Source organism: Endozoicomonas sp., from assembly GCF_965196975.1.
Taxonomy (GTDB): domain Bacteria; phylum Pseudomonadota; class Gammaproteobacteria; order Pseudomonadales; family Endozoicomonadaceae; genus Endozoicomonas.
Map to the genome: position 1 here is coordinate 1,536,326 of NZ_OZ239981.1, position 18,089 is coordinate 1,554,414.

The 18,089-nt window shown below is 47.8% G+C and carries 14 protein-coding genes and 1 pseudogene; 13 read left to right on the forward strand and 2 right to left on the reverse strand.

Annotation, left to right across the window (positions count from 1 at the left end; genetic code table 11):
* Window positions 1–54 precede the first annotated feature (54 nt).
* The 9 genes from ACOCLE_RS06645 to acpS all read left to right on the forward strand — a co-directional run bounded on the left by ACOCLE_RS06645 (window position 55) and on the right by acpS (window position 8,487).
* Window positions 55–1,494 carry a DegQ family serine endoprotease gene (locus ACOCLE_RS06645; protein WP_419536039.1) on the forward strand — a complete coding sequence of 480 codons (1,440 nt, stop codon included), beginning with the start codon at window positions 55–57 and terminating at the stop codon, window positions 1,492–1,494.
* Between the two features lie 254 nt (window positions 1,495–1,748).
* Window positions 1,749–3,548, forward strand: coding sequence for a translation elongation factor 4 (gene lepA, locus ACOCLE_RS06650; protein WP_419536040.1), 1,800 nt, complete (start codon window positions 1,749–1,751; stop codon window positions 3,546–3,548).
* Between the two features lie 159 nt (window positions 3,549–3,707).
* Window positions 3,708–4,514: a signal peptidase I gene (gene lepB / locus ACOCLE_RS06655; protein WP_419536041.1), complete on the forward strand. Its 807-nt coding sequence runs from the start codon at window positions 3,708–3,710 to the stop codon at window positions 4,512–4,514.
* Window positions 4,515–4,544: 30 nt separating this feature from the next.
* Window positions 4,545–4,919, forward strand: coding sequence for a DUF4845 domain-containing protein (locus ACOCLE_RS06660; protein WP_419536042.1), 375 nt, complete (start codon window positions 4,545–4,547; stop codon window positions 4,917–4,919).
* A gap of 2 nt (window positions 4,920–4,921) precedes the next feature.
* A complete protein-coding gene (rnc, locus tag ACOCLE_RS06665; RefSeq protein WP_419536043.1) occupies window positions 4,922–5,599 on the forward strand; it encodes a ribonuclease III in 678 nt (225 codons plus the stop codon).
* A gap of 14 nt (window positions 5,600–5,613) precedes the next feature.
* Window positions 5,614–6,585: a GTPase Era gene (era, locus tag ACOCLE_RS06670; protein ID WP_419536044.1), complete on the forward strand. Its 972-nt coding sequence runs from the start codon at window positions 5,614–5,616 to the stop codon at window positions 6,583–6,585.
* A complete protein-coding gene (gene recO / locus ACOCLE_RS06675) occupies window positions 6,582–7,343 on the forward strand; it encodes a DNA repair protein RecO (RefSeq protein ID WP_419536045.1) in 762 nt (253 codons plus the stop codon). Before era ends, recO begins: the two co-directional genes overlap by 4 nt.
* A gap of 19 nt (window positions 7,344–7,362) precedes the next feature.
* Window positions 7,363–8,112: a pyridoxine 5'-phosphate synthase gene (pdxJ, locus tag ACOCLE_RS06680; RefSeq protein ID WP_419536046.1), complete on the forward strand. Its 750-nt coding sequence runs from the start codon at window positions 7,363–7,365 to the stop codon at window positions 8,110–8,112.
* A complete protein-coding gene (acpS, locus tag ACOCLE_RS06685; RefSeq protein WP_419536047.1) occupies window positions 8,113–8,487 on the forward strand; it encodes a holo-ACP synthase in 375 nt (124 codons plus the stop codon).
* Between the two features lie 101 nt (window positions 8,488–8,588).
* Here the strand turns inward: acpS and ACOCLE_RS06690 are convergent, their stop codons facing one another.
* Window positions 8,589–11,393 carry a response regulator gene (locus ACOCLE_RS06690; protein WP_419536048.1) on the reverse strand — a complete coding sequence of 935 codons (2,805 nt, stop codon included), beginning with the start codon at window positions 11,391–11,393 and terminating at the stop codon, window positions 8,589–8,591.
* Window positions 11,394–11,623: 230 nt separating this feature from the next.
* On the opposite strand from ACOCLE_RS06690, the gene cysM reads away from it, so the two are divergent.
* The 4 genes from cysM (at window position 11,624) to mazG (ending at window position 17,551) form a co-directional block, all read left to right on the forward strand.
* The gene (gene cysM, locus ACOCLE_RS06695) at window positions 11,624–12,514 is read left to right on the forward strand and encodes a cysteine synthase CysM (protein ID WP_419536049.1); all 891 of its coding nucleotides are present in this window, start codon (window positions 11,624–11,626) and stop codon (window positions 12,512–12,514) included.
* Between the two features lie 133 nt (window positions 12,515–12,647).
* Window positions 12,648–13,985, forward strand: a complete 1,338-nt coding sequence (gene rlmD / locus ACOCLE_RS06700) for a 23S rRNA (uracil(1939)-C(5))-methyltransferase RlmD (protein WP_419536050.1) — start codon at window positions 12,648–12,650, stop codon at window positions 13,983–13,985.
* Between the two features lie 420 nt (window positions 13,986–14,405).
* A complete protein-coding gene (gene relA, locus ACOCLE_RS06705; RefSeq protein WP_419536051.1) occupies window positions 14,406–16,664 on the forward strand; it encodes a GTP diphosphokinase in 2,259 nt (752 codons plus the stop codon).
* A 77-nt stretch (window positions 16,665–16,741) separates the two neighbouring features.
* On the forward strand, window positions 16,742–17,551 hold the full coding sequence (mazG, locus tag ACOCLE_RS06710; RefSeq protein ID WP_419536052.1) for a nucleoside triphosphate pyrophosphohydrolase: 810 nt from the start codon (window positions 16,742–16,744) through the stop codon (window positions 17,549–17,551).
* A gap of 82 nt (window positions 17,552–17,633) precedes the next feature.
* Here mazG and ACOCLE_RS06715 read toward each other — a convergent pair.
* Window positions 17,634–18,072, reverse strand: a pseudogene (locus tag ACOCLE_RS06715) (YaiI/YqxD family protein).
* Window positions 18,073–18,089: the final 17 nt, after the last annotated feature.

The window sequence follows — 18,089 nt, forward strand, 5'->3', positions numbered from 1 at the left end:
TTATATGTCTGCGGTGAATACTTTTAATTATCAAAAAATGGAGAAATCATATTTATGAGCAGGGTATTTTTTCTCTTCAAAAGGTCATTCCAGAGTGTTGGAATATCGCTTCTTTTGTTTTATGTGTCATTGGCAAATGCTTCGGTTGATAGATCTGGGTTGCCAGATTTTACTGGGCTTTTTGAGCAAGCTTCACCTGCTGTAGTTAATATCAGTACTTTGGCTAAACCAAAAGCCAGGCAGCAGATTTATGGTCCCGGTGGTGAAGAGATTCCTGAAATATTCAGGCGGTATTTTGGTATTCCATTGCCTGATGATGGTGGTTCTGGTCGCTCTCAGCCAATGTCTCTGGGGTCTGGTTTTATAATTTCCTCAGACGGCTATATTCTGACAAATAATCATGTCATCGATGGTGCTGATCAGATCATTGTCAGGCTCAGTGATAGGAGTGAGCGGCCAGCAGAGCTAATAGGTGCTGATAAGCGATCTGACCTTGCATTGCTAAAAATTAAAAGTGACCGAAGCTTGCCAGTGGTCAAACTTGGTGATTCTGAGACAATTAAGCCTGGTCAATGGGTGGCGGCCATAGGGTCTCCGTTTAATTTTGAATACTCGATTACCAAAGGCATTGTCAGTGCTCTGAACAGAAGCTTGCCCAACGACTCATATGTTCCATTTATTCAAACTGATGTACCTATTAACCCTGGCAACTCAGGTGGTCCTCTATTTAATATGAATGGGGAAGTGATTGGAATTAATTCACAGATTTTCACCCGTTCTGGCGGCTTTATGGGGTTGTCATTTGCCATACCTGTTGATCACGTTATGTGGGCGGTGGATCAGCTGAAGGATAAAGGTTATGTAACGCGCGGTTGGCTAGGAGTGGCTATTCAGGATGTTGATCGTGATCTTGCGGAGTCATTTGGCCTTGAAAAGCCAATGGGAGCCCTGGTAAGTCAGGTTGTGCCAGGTGGCCCGGCCGATAAAGCAAAACTGCATCCTGGGGACATTATTGTTCGTTTCAATAATAGAGCAATTACCAGTTCTGGAATATTACCCATGTCTGTTGGTGTTGTTACTCCGGGTGAGAAAGCTGCTCTTGAATTTATTCGTGATGGCAAACGAAAAAACGTGACTGTTGAAGTAGGTCAGTTACCGGATGAGGGCGCTCCCCCTGAAAAGAACGGTGGTAAGGCATCTTCTGATAAAAATCCGTTAGGTGTTCAGGTTGCTGAGCTAGATGAGAATTATCGCAGTAAGTTGCGTCTGGATGAGGATGTCCAGGGGCTTGTCGTGATCGGTGTCAATAGGGGGGCAGGGCGCTCTATTGGGCTGCGGCAGGGTGATGTTATAACGGACCTTAATAATCGCAGTGTGACTACTGTCGCAGAATTCAAAAAAGTGGTTGCCAAACTGCCCAAAAATCGCTCAATTTCCATGAGGGTAATTCGTGGAGGTAGCCCGGGTTACATCACTTTCCGCCTACAGGAGTGACCAATTATGATCAGCACAGTATATGACCATGGAGTACTGTGCTGACATGTTATAGAATAGTGAGGAATCATTAATAACAGATCAGACACATTGTTAAGCGCCGCTGAAGCCTGTTTCTCAGCATGAGTTAAAAAACTTATGCTTTGGCTTCGCCCAGAAGCGTCATATTGATCTGCAGGCCAACTGTTTAGGCCAAGAAAGTCCCCGCCACTGCGGGGACAACTTTTTGTGATGTTTTTATAGTAGATGCTATCGTGAGCGACCTAAGCCTTATTCGGAACTTTTCAATCATTGCCCATATCGACCATGGGAAATCGACGCTGGCCGACCGTTTTATTCAAACCTGCGGAGGGCTCAGTGATCGTGAAATGCAGGCTCAGGTTCTTGATTCTATGGAGCTTGAACGTGAGCGTGGAATTACGATCAAAGCTCAGAGTGTTACGCTGGATTATCATGCAAAAGATGGTAATACCTATCAGTTGAATTTCATTGATACTCCAGGGCACGTCGATTTTTCCTATGAGGTTTCACGTTCTCTGGCTGCCTGTGAAGGTGCCTTGCTGGTAGTTGATGCGGCGCAGGGGGTAGAAGCCCAGTCCGTTGCTAACTGCTATACAGCGATAGAACAGGGGCTGGAAGTTATGCCGGTCCTTAACAAAATGGACCTGCCTCAGGCTGAGCCTGACCGGGTCTCACAGGAAATTGAAGAGATTATCGGTATTGACGCAACCGATGCTGTTCGCTGCTCTGCCAAGAGTGGTCTGGGAATTGAAGATGTTCTTGAACGTCTGGTGTCAACGATTCCTGCCCCCGAAGGTGACATTAATGGCCCGCTGCAAGCACTGATTATTGATTCATGGTTTGATAACTATCTTGGTGTAGTGTCTCTCGTTCGAGTTAAAAATGGCACGTTACGCAAGGGCGAGAAGATCATTGTAAAATCCACCAAACAATCTCATGTGGTGGATAATGTTGGTATTTTTACTCCAAAGCGGACACCTACCGGGGTGCTTAAAGCCGGTGAGGTTGGTTACGTGGTTGCCGGTATCAAAGATATCCACGGTGCCCCCGTCGGTGACACTCTGACTCACCTGAAAACTCAGGATGTTGAGGCGCTGCCAGGCTTTAAACATGTTAAGCCGCAGGTCTATGCAGGCTTGTTCCCAGTCAGCGCTGATGACTTTGAAGATTTTCGTGATGCGCTTGAGAAATTAAGCCTGAATGATGCTTCGCTGTTTTATGAGCCGGAGAGCAGTGATGCGCTGGGCTTTGGTTTTCGATGCGGCTTTCTGGGTATGCTGCATATGGAAATCATTCAGGAGCGTCTTGAGCGTGAATATGACCTGGATCTGATTACCACCGCACCAACGGTAATCTATGAATGTCATATGAAGAATGGCAGCGTGGTTGAAGTAGATAACCCCTCCAGATTACCTGATCCCGCAGGAATTGATGAAATTTGTGAACCCATCTCCCGGGCAAATATTCTGGTACCCCAGGAATACCTTGGCAATGTGATTTCTCTCTGTGTTGAAAAGCGTGGTGTACAGAAAGATATGCAGTTCACCGGCGGTCAGGTTTCGCTAACCTATGATATTCCGATGAATGAAGTCGTTCTGGACTTCTTTGACCGACTGAAATCAGTGAGCAGGGGGTTTGCATCTCTGGATTATTCTTTTGATCGTTTTGAATCCGCCAAAATGGTTCGGGTTGACATTCTGATTAATGGTGAAAAGGTAGATGCGCTGGCAGTGATTGTGCACAAGGATCACGCCGTTTCCCGCGGACGGGTTTTGACTGAAAAAATGAAAGAGATCATTCATCGTCAGATGTTTGATGTTGCCATTCAGGCTGCCATCGGTGGTCAGATTATTGCTCGTACAACGGTTAAGGCACTGAGAAAGAACGTAACGGCCAAATGTTATGGTGGTGATGTTAGCCGTAAGCGTAAGCTGTTGGAGAAACAGAAGGCAGGTAAGAAGAGAATGAAACAGGTGGGGCGTGTGGAAATTCCTCAAGAGGCCTTCCTGGCAGTTCTTAAGGTCGACAAGTAATTGACCTTTTATTATATATAACCTGCACTATGTAAGGTTGACACAATGAGCCGGATTACCGGCTCATTGTGTGCCGGGGAATTACTGCATTTTGGACTTTATTGTGCAGATCTGCCGATGGGTTCAGGTCTGATAAAACAGGTTTAGAGAAAAACAGCCATGGATTTTAACTTTCCGCTGCTATTGGTACTCTCAGTTTTCATTACGGGTATCATTGCGCTTATAGACCGATTTTTCCTGTTGCCGAAGCGTCTGGCAGCGGTTGCACAACTCAATGATGTGGGGGCGGGCACAGAGGCTGCTGAAAAGCTGGCTAAGGAGCCAGCGATCGTTGAGACTTCTAAATCCATTTTTCCTGTTCTCTTGTTTGTTCTCGTGATTCGATCCTTTTTGTTCGAACCTTTTCAAATTCCGTCTGGTTCCATGATTCCGACTCTGGAAGTGGGTGATTTTATTCTGGTTAATAAATACAGCTACGGTTTGCGCTTGCCAGTGACAGGAACCAAGGTTCTTTCCATTGGTGAGCCTGATCGTGGTGACGTGATGGTGTTTAAACAGCCAGGTAAAGAAAATATCAACTTTATTAAGCGTGTAATTGGCCTGCCTGGTGATGTGGTCCGGTACATGGGAAAGCGTTTGACCGTGAATGGTAAGCCAGTACCTGAGGAGTTTGTCGCTCAGTTAAGTGATGACCGATCTATTTACCGTCTTTATAACGAAGGTGAAGGAAAGCAGTACCAGATTCGTAAAGAACTGACCAGCAATGATTTCAGGGCTGAAGGTGAATGGGTGGTGCCTGAAGGCATGTACTTCGTCATGGGGGATAACCGTGACCGCAGTAATGACAGTCGCTACTGGGGATTTGTGCCAGAAGAAAACATTGTAGGTAAGGCGGTTTACATTTGGATGCACTGGCCTAGCTGGACTCAACTGCCCGGCTTTAAGAATAATGGGGCGATTGAGTAAGCTGTATAGGAACTCTAAGGAGAGAATCTTATGTATGGTATGAAGAGCAGGCAGCGAGGCAGTGGTGCGGTCAGCTGGTTGTTTTACCTGTTAATTGGTGGACTATTGTTGTCTTTTGCGGTTAAGGTTGTGCCGTTTTATATGGATGACCACTCTGTAAAGCAGGTAGTGTCTTCGTTAACCGACCGGCCGGGCTCTTCTACTGCATCCGTTACTCAGGTTAGAACCTGGATAAATAAAGGGCTGCAGTTAAATCTGGTTAAGCTTGATCGCAATGAGGTTAATGTAACCCGCGAAAACGGTGTTGTTGCTGTAGATATTGACTACGAGCGGCGGATTCATTTTTTCTATAACGTTGATCTTGTATTAACGTTTGAACATAACTGGAAAGCTGGAACTCAGTGAAAATGCTTGAACTTGCCCGACTTCAGAGAAAGTTAGGGCATGAATTTTCCAATCAGAGCCTGTTAGAGCTTGCGCTCACTCATCGTAGCTTTGGCAGTCGTAATAATGAGAGATTGGAGTTCCTTGGCGACTCGATTGTGAACTTTGTGATTGCTGAAGCGCTCTATGAGCGTTTCCCCGATGCCAAAGAAGGTCAGTTGAGCCGTCTGCGGGCTCGAATGGTTCGTGGTGCAACGCTTGCGGAGCTTGGGCGGGAGTTTGAGCTGGGTGATTTTCTTCGTCTTGGCTCTGGTGAGCTTAAAAGCGGAGGCTTCAGGCGGGAGTCGATTCTTGCGGATGCGGTTGAGGCCATTATTGGTGCGATTTATCTTGATGCCGGGATGGCTGTTTGCCACCAGCGAATTCGCAGCTGGTTTACAACCCGTCTGGATAAGCTGACCACGACGGATGAGCAGAATAAAGACCCAAAAACCCGCTTGCAGGAATATCTTCAGGCTCGGCAGCAGTCACTGCCAAAATATCAAGTGACTGACATTCAGGGGGAAGCTCATGATCAGCACTTTTCAGTGAATTGTGTACTGGAGTGTCTGGATGAGCCGTCAAAGGGGGAAGGGTCGAGTCGTCGTGGTGCTGAACAGCAGGCGGCTCGCAATGCATTGAAATTGCTTGGCGTAGAATAGAGAGCAGAAAACAGATGACATCTGATGTAAATCGCGAAGAGCCCACTGCTCATGAATTCAGCCTGTCCGATCCCTCTTCGGAGCTCACCCGCTGTGGCTATGTTGCTATCGTTGGCAGACCCAATGTTGGTAAATCCACCCTGTTGAATCATATTCTTGGGCAGAAGCTTTCTATCACCTCCCGCCGCCCTCAGACGACACGTCACCAGGTGCTTGGCATCAAGACAGAGCAGGGCGTTCAGACGGTCTATGTTGATACACCGGGAATGCACAAAGTTCAGAAAAAAGCGATCAACCGTTATATGAACAAGGCTGCCAGCAGTGCTCTGGCAGGTATTGATGCCATTGTTTTTGTGGTTGACCGGCTTACCTGGAATGAAGAGGATCAGATGGTCCTTGAAAAGGTAAAAGGAGCCCGTTGTCCAGTCATTCTTGCGGTTAACAAGGTGGATAAGATCAGTGACAAGGCTCAATTGATCCCGCATCTTGAGTCCCTGTCTGAAAATATGGATTTTCATGCGGTGGTGCCAATCTCCGCACAGCACGGCCATAACCTGAAACAGCTGGATGAAATGATTACCCAGCTGATCCCCGAAGGTATCCATCACTTTCCTGAAGATCAGCTGACTGACCGGAGCTCGCGCTTCCTTGCTGCTGAACTGGTGAGGGAAAAAGTAATGAGGCAGCTTGGCGATGAGTTGCCCTATGAAGTTACGGTAGAAATTGAAGAGTTCAAGCACGAAATGAGGCCAAAAGGTCCTCTGTTGACCATCAGTGCACTGATTCTTGTTGAGAGAGCGGGTCAGAAGGCCATTGTGATTGGTGACCGGGGGGCAAGGCTGAAGAAAATCGGACAGGAGGCCCGTAAAGATATGGAGCATATGTTCGACTCAAAAGTCATGCTAAATCTTTGGGTTAAGGTTAAGGCAGGCTGGTCGGATGATGAGCGTGCCCTGAAAAGTCTGGGGTATGATCACAACCAGTGATTGGGAATGATTTTCATAAAGCCTGGTTGCTTCATCGGCGCTCTTATAAAGAGCGTTCTGTCATTGCTGAATTTTTAGTGGAAGATCATGGCCGTATGGCCATGGTGGTTCGTGGGGTACGGCAGTCGAAGTCCCGGCTAGCTTCACTATTACAGCCTTTTCACCAGGTACTGGTTCGCTGGAAGGGGCGAGGCGAGTTGAAGACTCTGGTTGATCTTGAGCTTGATCGCTTTAGCTTTCTTACGGGTGAACGACTCTATTGTGGATTCTATACCAATGAGTTGTTGATGAGATCAATGATTCCAGGGCAGCCGGTCGATGGCGTGACGGATTTATACCGGGAAACATTGGCTCATCTTAATCAGAGCGCTCCTCTTGAACCTTTGCTCCGATCATTTGAGCTGGATTTGCTGGAACTCTGTGGTTATGCCCCATCTCTTGACTGGGATGCACTTAGTGGTGCTCCTCTAAAAGAAGGCATGGTTTACCGCTTTGAACCAGAGCATGGGCTGGTCCCGGCAAATGAGCATATCGGTTACCATGAGAGACCTTTTTGCTACACTGCAGAGTTGCTTAAAGCGCTTTCGGTCAGGGATTTCTCAAATACTGATTTCTATCCGGGTTTTAAGCGGTTTACCAGACAGGCCATGAGACCGCTTATCGGTGAAAGGCCGATGCAGAGCCGAATGCTGTTTGCAGGGCGGACTCGAGCGCATTCGGGAAAGCCTGATTTATTGCCAAAGACTGACATTGTTTGATTAACGGGAAGGTTTATTCATGGTTCCTCATCAGCGTATTTTGCTGGGTGTCAACATTGATCATATTGCAACCATCAGGCAGGCTAGGGGAATTCGCTACCCAGATCCTGTGCAGGCTGCAATTGAAGCTGAAGAGGCGGGGGCAGATGGCATCACACTGCATCTGCGCGAAGATCGTCGGCATATTCAGGATCATGATGTATTTCGGATTCGTGATGTTCTGCAGACAAGAATGAATCTTGAGATGGCGGTTACCGACGAAATGATCGCGATCGCCGAAAAGGTCAGACCTGAACATGTCTGCCTGGTTCCTGAGAAGCGGGAAGAAGTAACAACTGAAGGCGGACTGGATGTCAAAGGCCTTTTTGACAGTGTGTCATCAGCCTGTGATCGCCTCGGAAAGCAGGGCAGTGAGGTTTCTCTGTTTATCGACCCTGATCTCGATCAGGTTGAGGCAGCAGCCAGGGCAGGAGCGCCTGCTATTGAGCTGCATACCGGTGCTTATGCCGAAGCTTTGACGGCTGAAGCCATGCAGGATGAGCTTGAACGTCTTAGAAATGCTGTTGTATTTGGTCTGGAACAGGGATTGATCGTCAATGCTGGCCATGGCCTTAATTATCAGAATGTTGAGCCTGTGGCGATGATTGCCGGTGTCAATGAGCTGAATATTGGTCACTCGATCATTGCCCGTGCACTGTTTACCGGTTTGAAACCAGCGGTTCGTGAAATGAAAGCGCTGATGTTGGAAGCTTCACGGAAAGCGTTTTAAGTGATTGTGGGTATAGGCACCGATATTGTAAGAATTGATCGGATAGAGCGTTCACTCAGCCGGCTGGGTGATGCGTTTGCCAGAAGAATTCTCACCGATTATGAACAGTCACAATGGCGGGAGCGCTCATCCTCTGCAGCTTGGCTGGCTAAGCGTTTTGCGGCCAAGGAGGCGGTTGCCAAGGCATTTGGAACGGGCATCGGTAAGCTTTCATTTCAGCACATAGAAGTAAGAAATAACGCGTCCGGAGCTCCTGGGCTGTTATTGTATGATTATGGTCTTGAGCTGCAGCATCAAAGAGCGGTTAAGCGGCTTCACCTCAGTCTCTCTGATGAACAGGATAATGCGATTGCCTTTGTCGTATTAGAGAGCTGATATCAGCTCTCTTTCTCATCACCATAGTATGACTCGTCGCACCAGCTTCTCTATTCTGCCCAGCCCATCATTCTAATAACAGTTGGAAAGTTTAATGGGTATCAGACTTCTGATTCAGCCGTATTCAGGCTCTTTATTTCCCACTCATTCAGTCGGATGATGGACTGGATCAATAATTGAAAATCTTCCCTGACTTTATCATTGTTCAGGGTATTGTATTTTTTCAGTCGTGTTTCCAGCCGGTTGCAAACACGTTCAAGTTCGGGGACTCCACAGTATCGGCAGGCTCCGTGTAATCGATGTACACGCTCCAGTACCGCTGAAAAATCGTTGGTGGTCCATCCCTCTTTGAGTGTCTCTAGGTCATCATCCAATCCATCTTGCATCATAAGCAGCATTTCTTGAGCCAGACTCCGGTTTCCTGCGGCCAGTTGAGTAGCAAGATTGATGTCAACTGGGCTTTCAGCCTGCTCGATTGTCTGATTGATAGACACGCTGATTTTTGATGTTGGGAAGTATTCTCTATTCTCCGTGTCGATTGGCATCTTAGCCCACTGATTCATCATACTGATTAGGTGTTTCTCACTGACTGGTTTACTCAGGTAGTCATCAAATCCACTTTGCAAAAGTATCTTTTTCTCCTCGGGCAGTGCATGGGCAGTCACTGCAATGATAGGGGTACGCTGATGATTTGGGAGCTCACTTCGAATTCTCTTTGTTGCTTCAAGTCCATCAATTATCGGCATCTGGACATCCATGAAAATAATATCGAAAGCGAACTGCTTGCAAAGTTCAATGGCATCAAAACCATTTTCTGCGGTTTGTAAATGTTGCCCCAGATTTCCAAGAATGGTTTTGAGCAATTTCAGGTTTACGGGGTTATCATCAACGGCCAGAATGTTCAGGGCTTTGTAGGTCTGTTGTTGATGAGTGTCTTTGCCTTCCTGATCTGTTTTTATATGGGTAAGCAGTGCTTTCAGTCTGTTCAGTCCAACAGGCTTCAAAAGTGTGTCAGTACTTTCAGGCATCACAGGATCCATTGTTCCTGTGATGCCTGCTGAACTGAGAACAATAATACTGGCGTTTTTATAGGATTCTTTTAAGTGCCTGATAACCTGAATGGGTTCGACATCATCAAGATTAATGAAAATAAAGTCGTAGGAGACACTTGTCTTGTTGGGTGAGACTCCCTGTTGGATGCTGGCTGTTGCGGTAATATTTGCACCCAGTTTATCCAGCAAATGAAAAATTGAGAGCCGAGTCAGCTCATGGGGCTCGACAAGGAGTACTTTCCGGCCGTTCAACAGTGTCGGTACGATGTTTTTTTGCTCAGAACCATCATGAGCAGTCGGTTCACTATTTTTGTCATTAAGGGTTGTTTTAAAGGTAAACCAGAATGTTGCCCCCTGTCCTAAATCGGACTCCAGGCCAATTTCTCCACCCATTTGCTCAACCAGATTTTTACAGATTGATAAGCCAAGTCCGGTTCCTCCAGCCTTGCGTGTTCGGCTGGCGTCTGCCTGGGCAAAAGCATGGAATAGTTTATGGTGCTGCTCCCGGGTTAGCCCAATGCCAGTATCCGCCACTGAAATTCTCAAGGTCAGGGGTTCATCACTACTTTCTTTCTGATGAGGTTTGCCTTCCTGATCCAGCATTACTCGAACCGCGACGGAACCATAACTGGTGAATTTAATAGCGTTGCTGATGAGGTTGGTCAGGATCTGTTTCAACCGCTGGCCATCAATAATGATATTCTCAGGAACGTCGTCGTAGATAAAGTGAACAATTTCCAGAGACTTGCCATGCGCAGCAGGTGCCATAAAAGTCATAACATCCTCAACGATCTCTCGAAGGCTGACGGGCTGGGGATCCAGTTCAAGCTTCCCGGCCTCCATACGGGAAAAATCAAGAATGTCATTCAACATGGTGAGAAGTCCTTGAGAGGATTTCTCAATGGTGCTGACGTAGTCGTATTGCTGTGTTGTGAGCCTGGAGCTCAGCATCAGGTTGGAAAAACCAATAATACCATTCAAAGGAGTTCTGATTTCGTGGCTCATATTAGCCAGAAATTCGCTCTTGCTCCTGCTTGCCTCAAGAGCCTCCTTTCTGGCGAGATCCAACTCGACATTCTGAACTTCAATGGTTTCCAGCGTTTCCTGCAGCTCATCATTGTATTGGGCAATATGACTGGTCATCTTCTGGTGTTTGGCCTGCAGGCTATCGAGCATTTCATTGATAGATGATTCCAGTTCATACATCAGGCTACTCGGGTTGTCTGGCAGTCGGGTATCAAAGAAGCCATTCTTTATACGACCAATGACCCTTGCCATATGATCCAGTGGGCGGGTAACGCCATTGCCCAGCTTAAGGCTAATAACCAATGCAATCGCTAACCCCATCGAGATGACGATAATACTGAACGCCAGAGAGCGATAACGGGTCAGGTGAGTTTCTGCATAGGTGTAATCAATAATCAGCCAGCCACTGCTTTTTGTCGTATTTGGGCTGGAGATTGGATTGGCAACCTGTATGACCTGATCGCTCTGGAACCACCTCTGGCCGGCACCCATCAATGAGGATGATTTTCCGGTATCAGTGAGCTTGGGGCCGGCATGGACAATTTCCTTGCCTTGCTCATCGACCAGACTGACCGCACGTATATCCATATCATCGAGCAGCATACTGATCAGGGTTTGAAGGTCTTCACGCTGGGTTTTATTCAGTAGTAGTGACGCAATGGCTGCTTTTTGTTCAGACTGAGTCAATGCCTTGGCCATGAGCTGGTTATCCAGCTCGTTATAGCGCTTACTCAGATAGACACCGCCCATGAGTAGGGAAACGATAATGCCGGGCAGAAAAGCCAGTAGAAGTATGCGCTGGCGGAATGCCATAAGGTGCTGTTTCATGGTACTGCCTTTCCCTGTTTGGCTTTTGTTCGGTATTATTGCAGGGTTATGCTCAAAGCTATTAAAAAATAAACGCCTTATATTCAGGAATGTGTAGGACTTGTCTTGCTCCGGCTGGTTAAGTCCGACAGGCTCCAGAGGTTTGTTTTTTAGGGTAAGGGCGCTGATAAATAGCCAATAGCCAGAACTATTCTTCTCTGTGCTGGAATAATAAAGTCTACGTAAGTTATATGTCCATGGAATATCCGACAATAGAGTCGATTATTGGCAATACCCCTCTGGTTCGCCTGCAACGCATGCAAGGGAATAGCTCCAATACCATATTGCTCAAACTGGAAGGGCAGAATCCGGCCGGGTCAGTGAAAGATCGCCCGGCCTTGTCGATGATCGCGGAGGCCGAGGCCCGTGATGCCATCAGGCCGGGGGATACATTAATTGAAGCCACCAGTGGTAATACGGGAATAGCGCTAGCCATGGCGGCGGCTGTTCGTGGTTATCGAATGATTCTGATTATGCCGGACAATATGAGTGCCGAGCGTCGTGCAGCAATGAGTGCCTATGGAGCGGAACTGATTCTTGTCAGTGATGGAATGGAAGGTGCCCGTGATAAAGCCCTGGAAATGCAAGAGCAGGGAATGGGGAAGGTGCTTAACCAGTTTGCCAATCCTGATAATCCATTAGCTCACCATGGTACGACCGGGCCGGAAATCTGGCAGCAAACCCAAGGTACAGTGACGCACTTTATCAGCTCCATGGGGACAACCGGGACAATAATGGGCACCTCTCGTTACCTGAAAACAAAGAGCCCTTCTATTCAGATTGTTGGCCTTCAGCCAGAAGAGGGAGCTCAAATACCGGGTATTCGTCGTTGGAGCCCTGAATATTTACCAGCCATTTTTGACCGTTCCGCTATTGATGAAGTGATGGATATTGGTCAGAGAGAGGCTGAAGAGTGCATGAGGCAGCTGGCTCGTGAAGAGGGAATATTCTGTGGTGTTTCGTCAGGTGGGGCCGTTGCGGCAGCTCTGAGACTTTCAAAAAGCGTAGAGAATGCCACCATTGTTGCGATTATCTGCGACCGTGGTGATCGTTATCTTTCAACAGGCGTATTTTTACCATAGCCATTTTTTATAAATGGCTGAAATTTCCAGGTATGGACGTATGACTGCGAGTTTTTTGTAACCCATATCCAATGTAGAATGAGGCTTTTAAACAGCCCTGAATGGGCAGTAATGAGAATGTTGGAAGTACTTTATGCGCTTTAAACGTGCTACCTCAACCCCTTTTTTTCTGAATGAGGATGTGCGTATTGACGGCCTTTCCCATGATGGTCGTGGGATAGCCCGTTACCATGGGAAGACCCTCTTTATTGACGGCGCACTGCCGGGTGAAACCATTCGTGTTCAGGTTGTGGAAGATAAACGTCGCTTTATGAACGCCCGTGTAAAAGAGGTTCTGTCAGCGTCCTCCGAGCGCTGTGAGCCTGTCTGCCGGCATTTTCATCGGTGCGGGGGCTGTAATCTTCAGTACTGGTCTCATGCCGGGCAGCTCGAAGGTAAGCAGCAAATTGTGCTTGATCAGCTAAGGCGTTTTGCCAATGTTGTGCCTGAGCATGTAGAAGATTCTCTGATTTCTCCTCCCTATGGGTATCGCTACCGTTGTCGTTTTGCCATCCGCTGGCGCAAAGGAAGGCTGAGCCTCGGATTTCGGGAAAAGGGCAGTAATACCATCTGTGAAATAAATGAATGCCCAGTGCTGGCAGAGCCTTTGCAGGAGATGCCTTTACTTCTCCAGTCATTTTTGCCAACACTGAAAGGCCGTGAAGCAATTTCTCATGCAGAGTGCTTTCTGGCAGAGCAGGGGCGTGGGTTGCTGCTGCGTCATATTCGCCCTCTGTCTGAAGAAGATCGGGTGCTATTGAAAGAATTTGCCGCTACTCATCAGCTATTTCTGTATCTGCAGGATAGTCCTGAGAGTATCAGGGTTCTATATCCCGGCATGCCCGATGAAGGTGTGTCTGTAGCACTGAATTACTTTCTTCCTGAATCCGGAGTGAAGCTGTGCTTCCGGCCACAGGACTTTACTCAGGTAAACTGGGTGATTAATCAGGCGATGGTTGAGCAAGCTCTACAGTGGCTTACTCCGAATGCCTCCGATAAAGTGCTTGATCTTTTCTGCGGTCTGGGCAATTTTTCACTACCACTGGCTAAAAAGTCAGGCCATGTCACGGGTGTTGAGGGTTCACAGAATTCGGTTGAACAGGCGACAAGAAATGCCGATCTGAATGGTTTGAATAATGTGAGCTTTTACTGTGCGGATCTGTCCAGTGATTTTACTGCGGAATCTTGGGCAAAAGAGCATTACGACATAGTGGTTCTGGATCCACCGAGGGCCGGTGCGGACTTTATGATTGAACAACTGGCCAGTTTATTGCCCGATCGCTTGTTGTATATTTCCTGCAACCCGGCAACTCTTGCCAGGGATGCTGGCAATCTTGCTTCCTATGGTTTCAAACTTGAGCGTTTGTGTGTGATGGATATGTTTCCGCAAACTGCTCATGTGGAGTCCATGGCACTTTTTATTCGTGCATAGGCTGTCAGGACTAAGTTCATCAGACAGTAATTTATTAGAAAGTAGTCTATTAATGGCTGCTTTCAGGTAGTAGTCTTAAGCCGACGCCTGACCAGGGCTCTAGGGCCTGTTGATATTTCGTTGCGAGCTCAGCGGATCAGGGCGCTTCTATGGCAAGGCGGGGCATTGCAGGAAGGCTGGCTGCCTTTCAAAATGCCGCAACGAAGACATAGGGTCGCCCTGATCCGCCCGAAGGGTGGCCTAGAAAAGCGCATCTGCTTTGTCAGACTTGCTTGATGTAGATTACTACACCCTGCGCAAGTCTTTCGCGCATATGACGCTTTTCTGGGCCACTGAGCACGCAACGAAACGTCAACAGGCCCTAAGTACCAGGAATGGCGACAGGGCATCATTTATATAGAAAGAGACGGAATGGAATAGATGGTCAAGGTCAGAGAGGATCAGCCTCAGCACTTCGACGGCAGTGTCGATCTGGGTGCCTGGCTGAATCGCCTGCAGGAACGTTATGGCGTTGGTGATACTGATAGCCTGAGGGAGGCCTGTGAGCTGGCCCGACAGGCTGAGCTGCTGGCATTGCAGCGGTCTCTCCATCAGAGCGCTGAAGAAACAGCCTGGCCAACGGGAAAAGGGTGTTTCCGAACCGGACTGGAAATGGCGGAGATCCTTGCAGAGCTGAAACTGGATATGGATACCCTGGTTGCAGCCGTCCTCTATCGAGCTGTCCGTGAAACCAAATTGTCTCTTGATCAGGTTGAAGAGAATTTTGGTAAAGTGGTTGCCGGTCTGATCAAAGACGTTCAAGGCATGGCAGCGATCAGCAATATCCAGAACCCCAGAAGGCAGGTTCTGGATCATCGTCAGGATCAGCTTGAAAAAGTTCGCAAGATGCTGGTTTCTATTATCGACGATGTCCGTGTTGCCCTGATCAAACTGGCCGAGCGAACCTGCGCTATCCGAGCTGTTCAGCATGCCAGTAAAGAAAAACGGCAGCGTGTTGCCAGGGAAGTTTTTGAAATCTATGCGCCGCTGGCTCATCGGCTCGGTATTGGTTATATCAAGTGGGAGCTTGAAGACCTCTCCTTCCGTTATCTAAAGCCCCATGACTATAAGAAGATTGCCAAGCTGCTGGACGGCAAGCGACTTGATCGTCAGAAATACATTACCGACGTTGTAGATACCCTGAAAACATCGCTGTCGGAGTCCAGAATCGAGGGTGATGTCAATGGGCGGGTGAAGCATATCTACAGTATCTGGCGGAAGATGAAGCGGAAAAATGTTGATTTCCGTGACCTCTATGATATTCGTGCGGTCCGTATTCTTACTCATGAAGTGCGTGATTGCTATGCAGCGCTGGGCGTCGTGCACTCTCTCTGGAATCATATTCCCAAAGAGTTTGATGATTACATTGCCACTCCGAAAGAGAATGGGTATCGCTCACTGCATACGGCGGTATTCGGCCCTGAAGGAAAAACCCTTGAGGTTCAGATACGCACCCATGATATGCATGAGGAAGCAGAGCTCGGGGTTTGTGCTCACTGGAAGTACAAGGGCACTGATGTTAATAGCCGCAGTGACAGCTACGAAGAAAAGATCTCGTGGCTGCGTCAGGTTATGGAATGGCATGAAGACCTTGGAGATCTGGGTGAGCTGGGTGGCCAGTGGCGTGCGGATGTAGAGCCAGACCGAATTTACGTATTTACCAAAGATGGTCATGTGGTTGACTTGTCGGTCGGGGCTACCCCTATCGATTTTGCCTACCGGATTCACTCTGAGGTAGGTAGCCGTTGCAGGGGCGCAAAAGTCGCCGGTCGTATTGTGCCGCTGACTCATAAGCTCAAAACGGGTGATCAGGTCGAAATCCTTACCGCTCCAAATGCGCGTCCCAGCAGGGACTGGCTAAACCCTGACCTTGGCTATGTCACCACCAGTCGTGCAAGGGCTAAGATCACCAGCTGGTTCAAAAAGCAGGACAGAGACGCCAACATTGCGGATGGTCAGAGCCTTCTGGAATTGGAGCTTAAGCGTCAGGCGTTACATGGCGTTAATTACTCAGAGCTTGCTCTGGCCGTAAACTGTCTCTCTCCTGATGATATGTTTGCGGGTATTGGTGCCGGAGACATAAAGCTTCGCCATGTGGTTTCGCTGGCACAGAAACAGGTTGCGCCCGAAGAAGAGAAAACGTTTGAAATCCGCACTAAGCCACAGCAAGACCGTCTATCGGACAGCACTATTAATATTGATGGTGTCGGTAATCTGCTGACTCAGATGGCGGGCTGCTGTCAGCCGGTGCCGGGTGATCCGATCATTGGCTATATCACCGTTGGACGTGGCGTAACGATTCACCGGGAAGACTGTAATACTGCGCTCTCTCTGCGTAACCGTGAACCTGAGCGTCTGATAGAGGTTAACTGGGGCACTAGGCCTGACTACAGTTATCCGGTTGATGTCATTATTACGGCTTATGACCGTCCGGGCTTGTTAAGGGACATTACCATGGTGCTGGCAAACGATAAGGTGAATGTTCTCTCCATGCAGACCCGTACCAGCAAAGAAGAGCATCTGGCCAGTATGCTGCTGACCATGGAAGTTCCCAGTCTGGAAAGCCTGGGGCGTCTTCTTGCCAAGGTCAGTCAGTTGCCCAACGTTATTGATGCCGTTCGTCACCGTAAAATGAGTTAAATGACTCTATTAACTCCCACGCTTTGCGTGGGAGTACCCTCCCTTTTCATGCATTTTAATACCTGTAGGAGTCTGGTTTGTCACATTCCATTGATGATCTGATTATTTTGATGGCCAGACTTAGAGATACAGAGCATGGTTGTCCGTGGGATCTGAAGCAGACCTTTGCCACCATTGCTCCCTATACTCTGGAAGAAGCCTGTGAAGTTGCCGAAGCCATTGAGCGTGAAGATTATGACAACCTTAAAGAAGAGCTGGGAGACCTGCTGTTTCAGGTCATTTTTCATGCTCAGATGGCAAAGGAAAGCGAACTCTTTGACTTTGCAGATATCAGTCAGGGGTTGTTAACAAAACTGCTGCGCCGGCACCCTCATGTATTTCCTGATGGTAGCCTCGAGTCGTTTGCTTCTGAGCAGAAGCTGACACCAGAGGAGGTTAAGCAGAAATGGCAGGAAATAAAGGCAGAAGAAAAAAGACAAAAGGGGCAAAAAGAGCGTCGCTCTGCTATGCCCGATGATTTGCCCAGATTGTTGCCAACACTGCAGCGTGCCGAAAAAATTCAGGCAGCAGCAGCAAGAGTCGGCTTCGACTGGCCTGAAGCTGAGCCGGTATTTGACAAGATACATGAAGAGTTGGACGAAATCCGCACAGCAGGAAGTGAGAGCCAGGAGCGGGTTGCTGAAGAGGTAGGAGATCTTCTATTTGCCTGTGTTAATCTTGCCCGTCATCTAGGGGTTGATGCGGATATGTCCTTGCGGAAGGCATGTCATAAATTTGATGGGCGTTTTCGTAAAATGGAGCTGCTTGCCACAACAAACGATCGGGTTTTTGAGCAGTTAACATTAGAAGAAATGGAAAATTACTGGCAGCAGGTAAAGAGTAAATAGTTATCATTGGTGCTGACTTCCCGGGGGCGAATTTCTAACTACTAGACACTTGCCAGCGTTACCGTATTAATTCATGGCATGCTTATGCTTCTGACTTCTTCGCTAATAGTCTGTCCAGATTATTGGCGAAGGTTTGTCGATCACTTTGGCTAATGGCCGGAACACCACCCGTCTGAATACCACTTGACCTCAGGGTGTCCATAAAATCGCGCCCTGATATTACTGTCGGTATATAACTCGCCTCGTGGGTTTAATGCCAGTGCACCTTTTTCAATGACTTCAGCTGCTAAAGGAATATCAGCGGTAATCACCAAGTCTTTGCTGGTTATACGTTTAACTATTTCATTGTCAGCGACATCAAAGCCAGTGCTCACCTGCATGAATTTAATGTATTTAGACTTAGTTACTTGTAAAAAGTGATTGGCAACAAAAGTTGTTGGTGTTTTGGTGCGCTCAGCTGCCCGGTATAAAATTTCTTTTATTACCAGGGGGCAAGCATCGGCATCAACCCATATTTCCATGGTAAAACCCCAGTGCT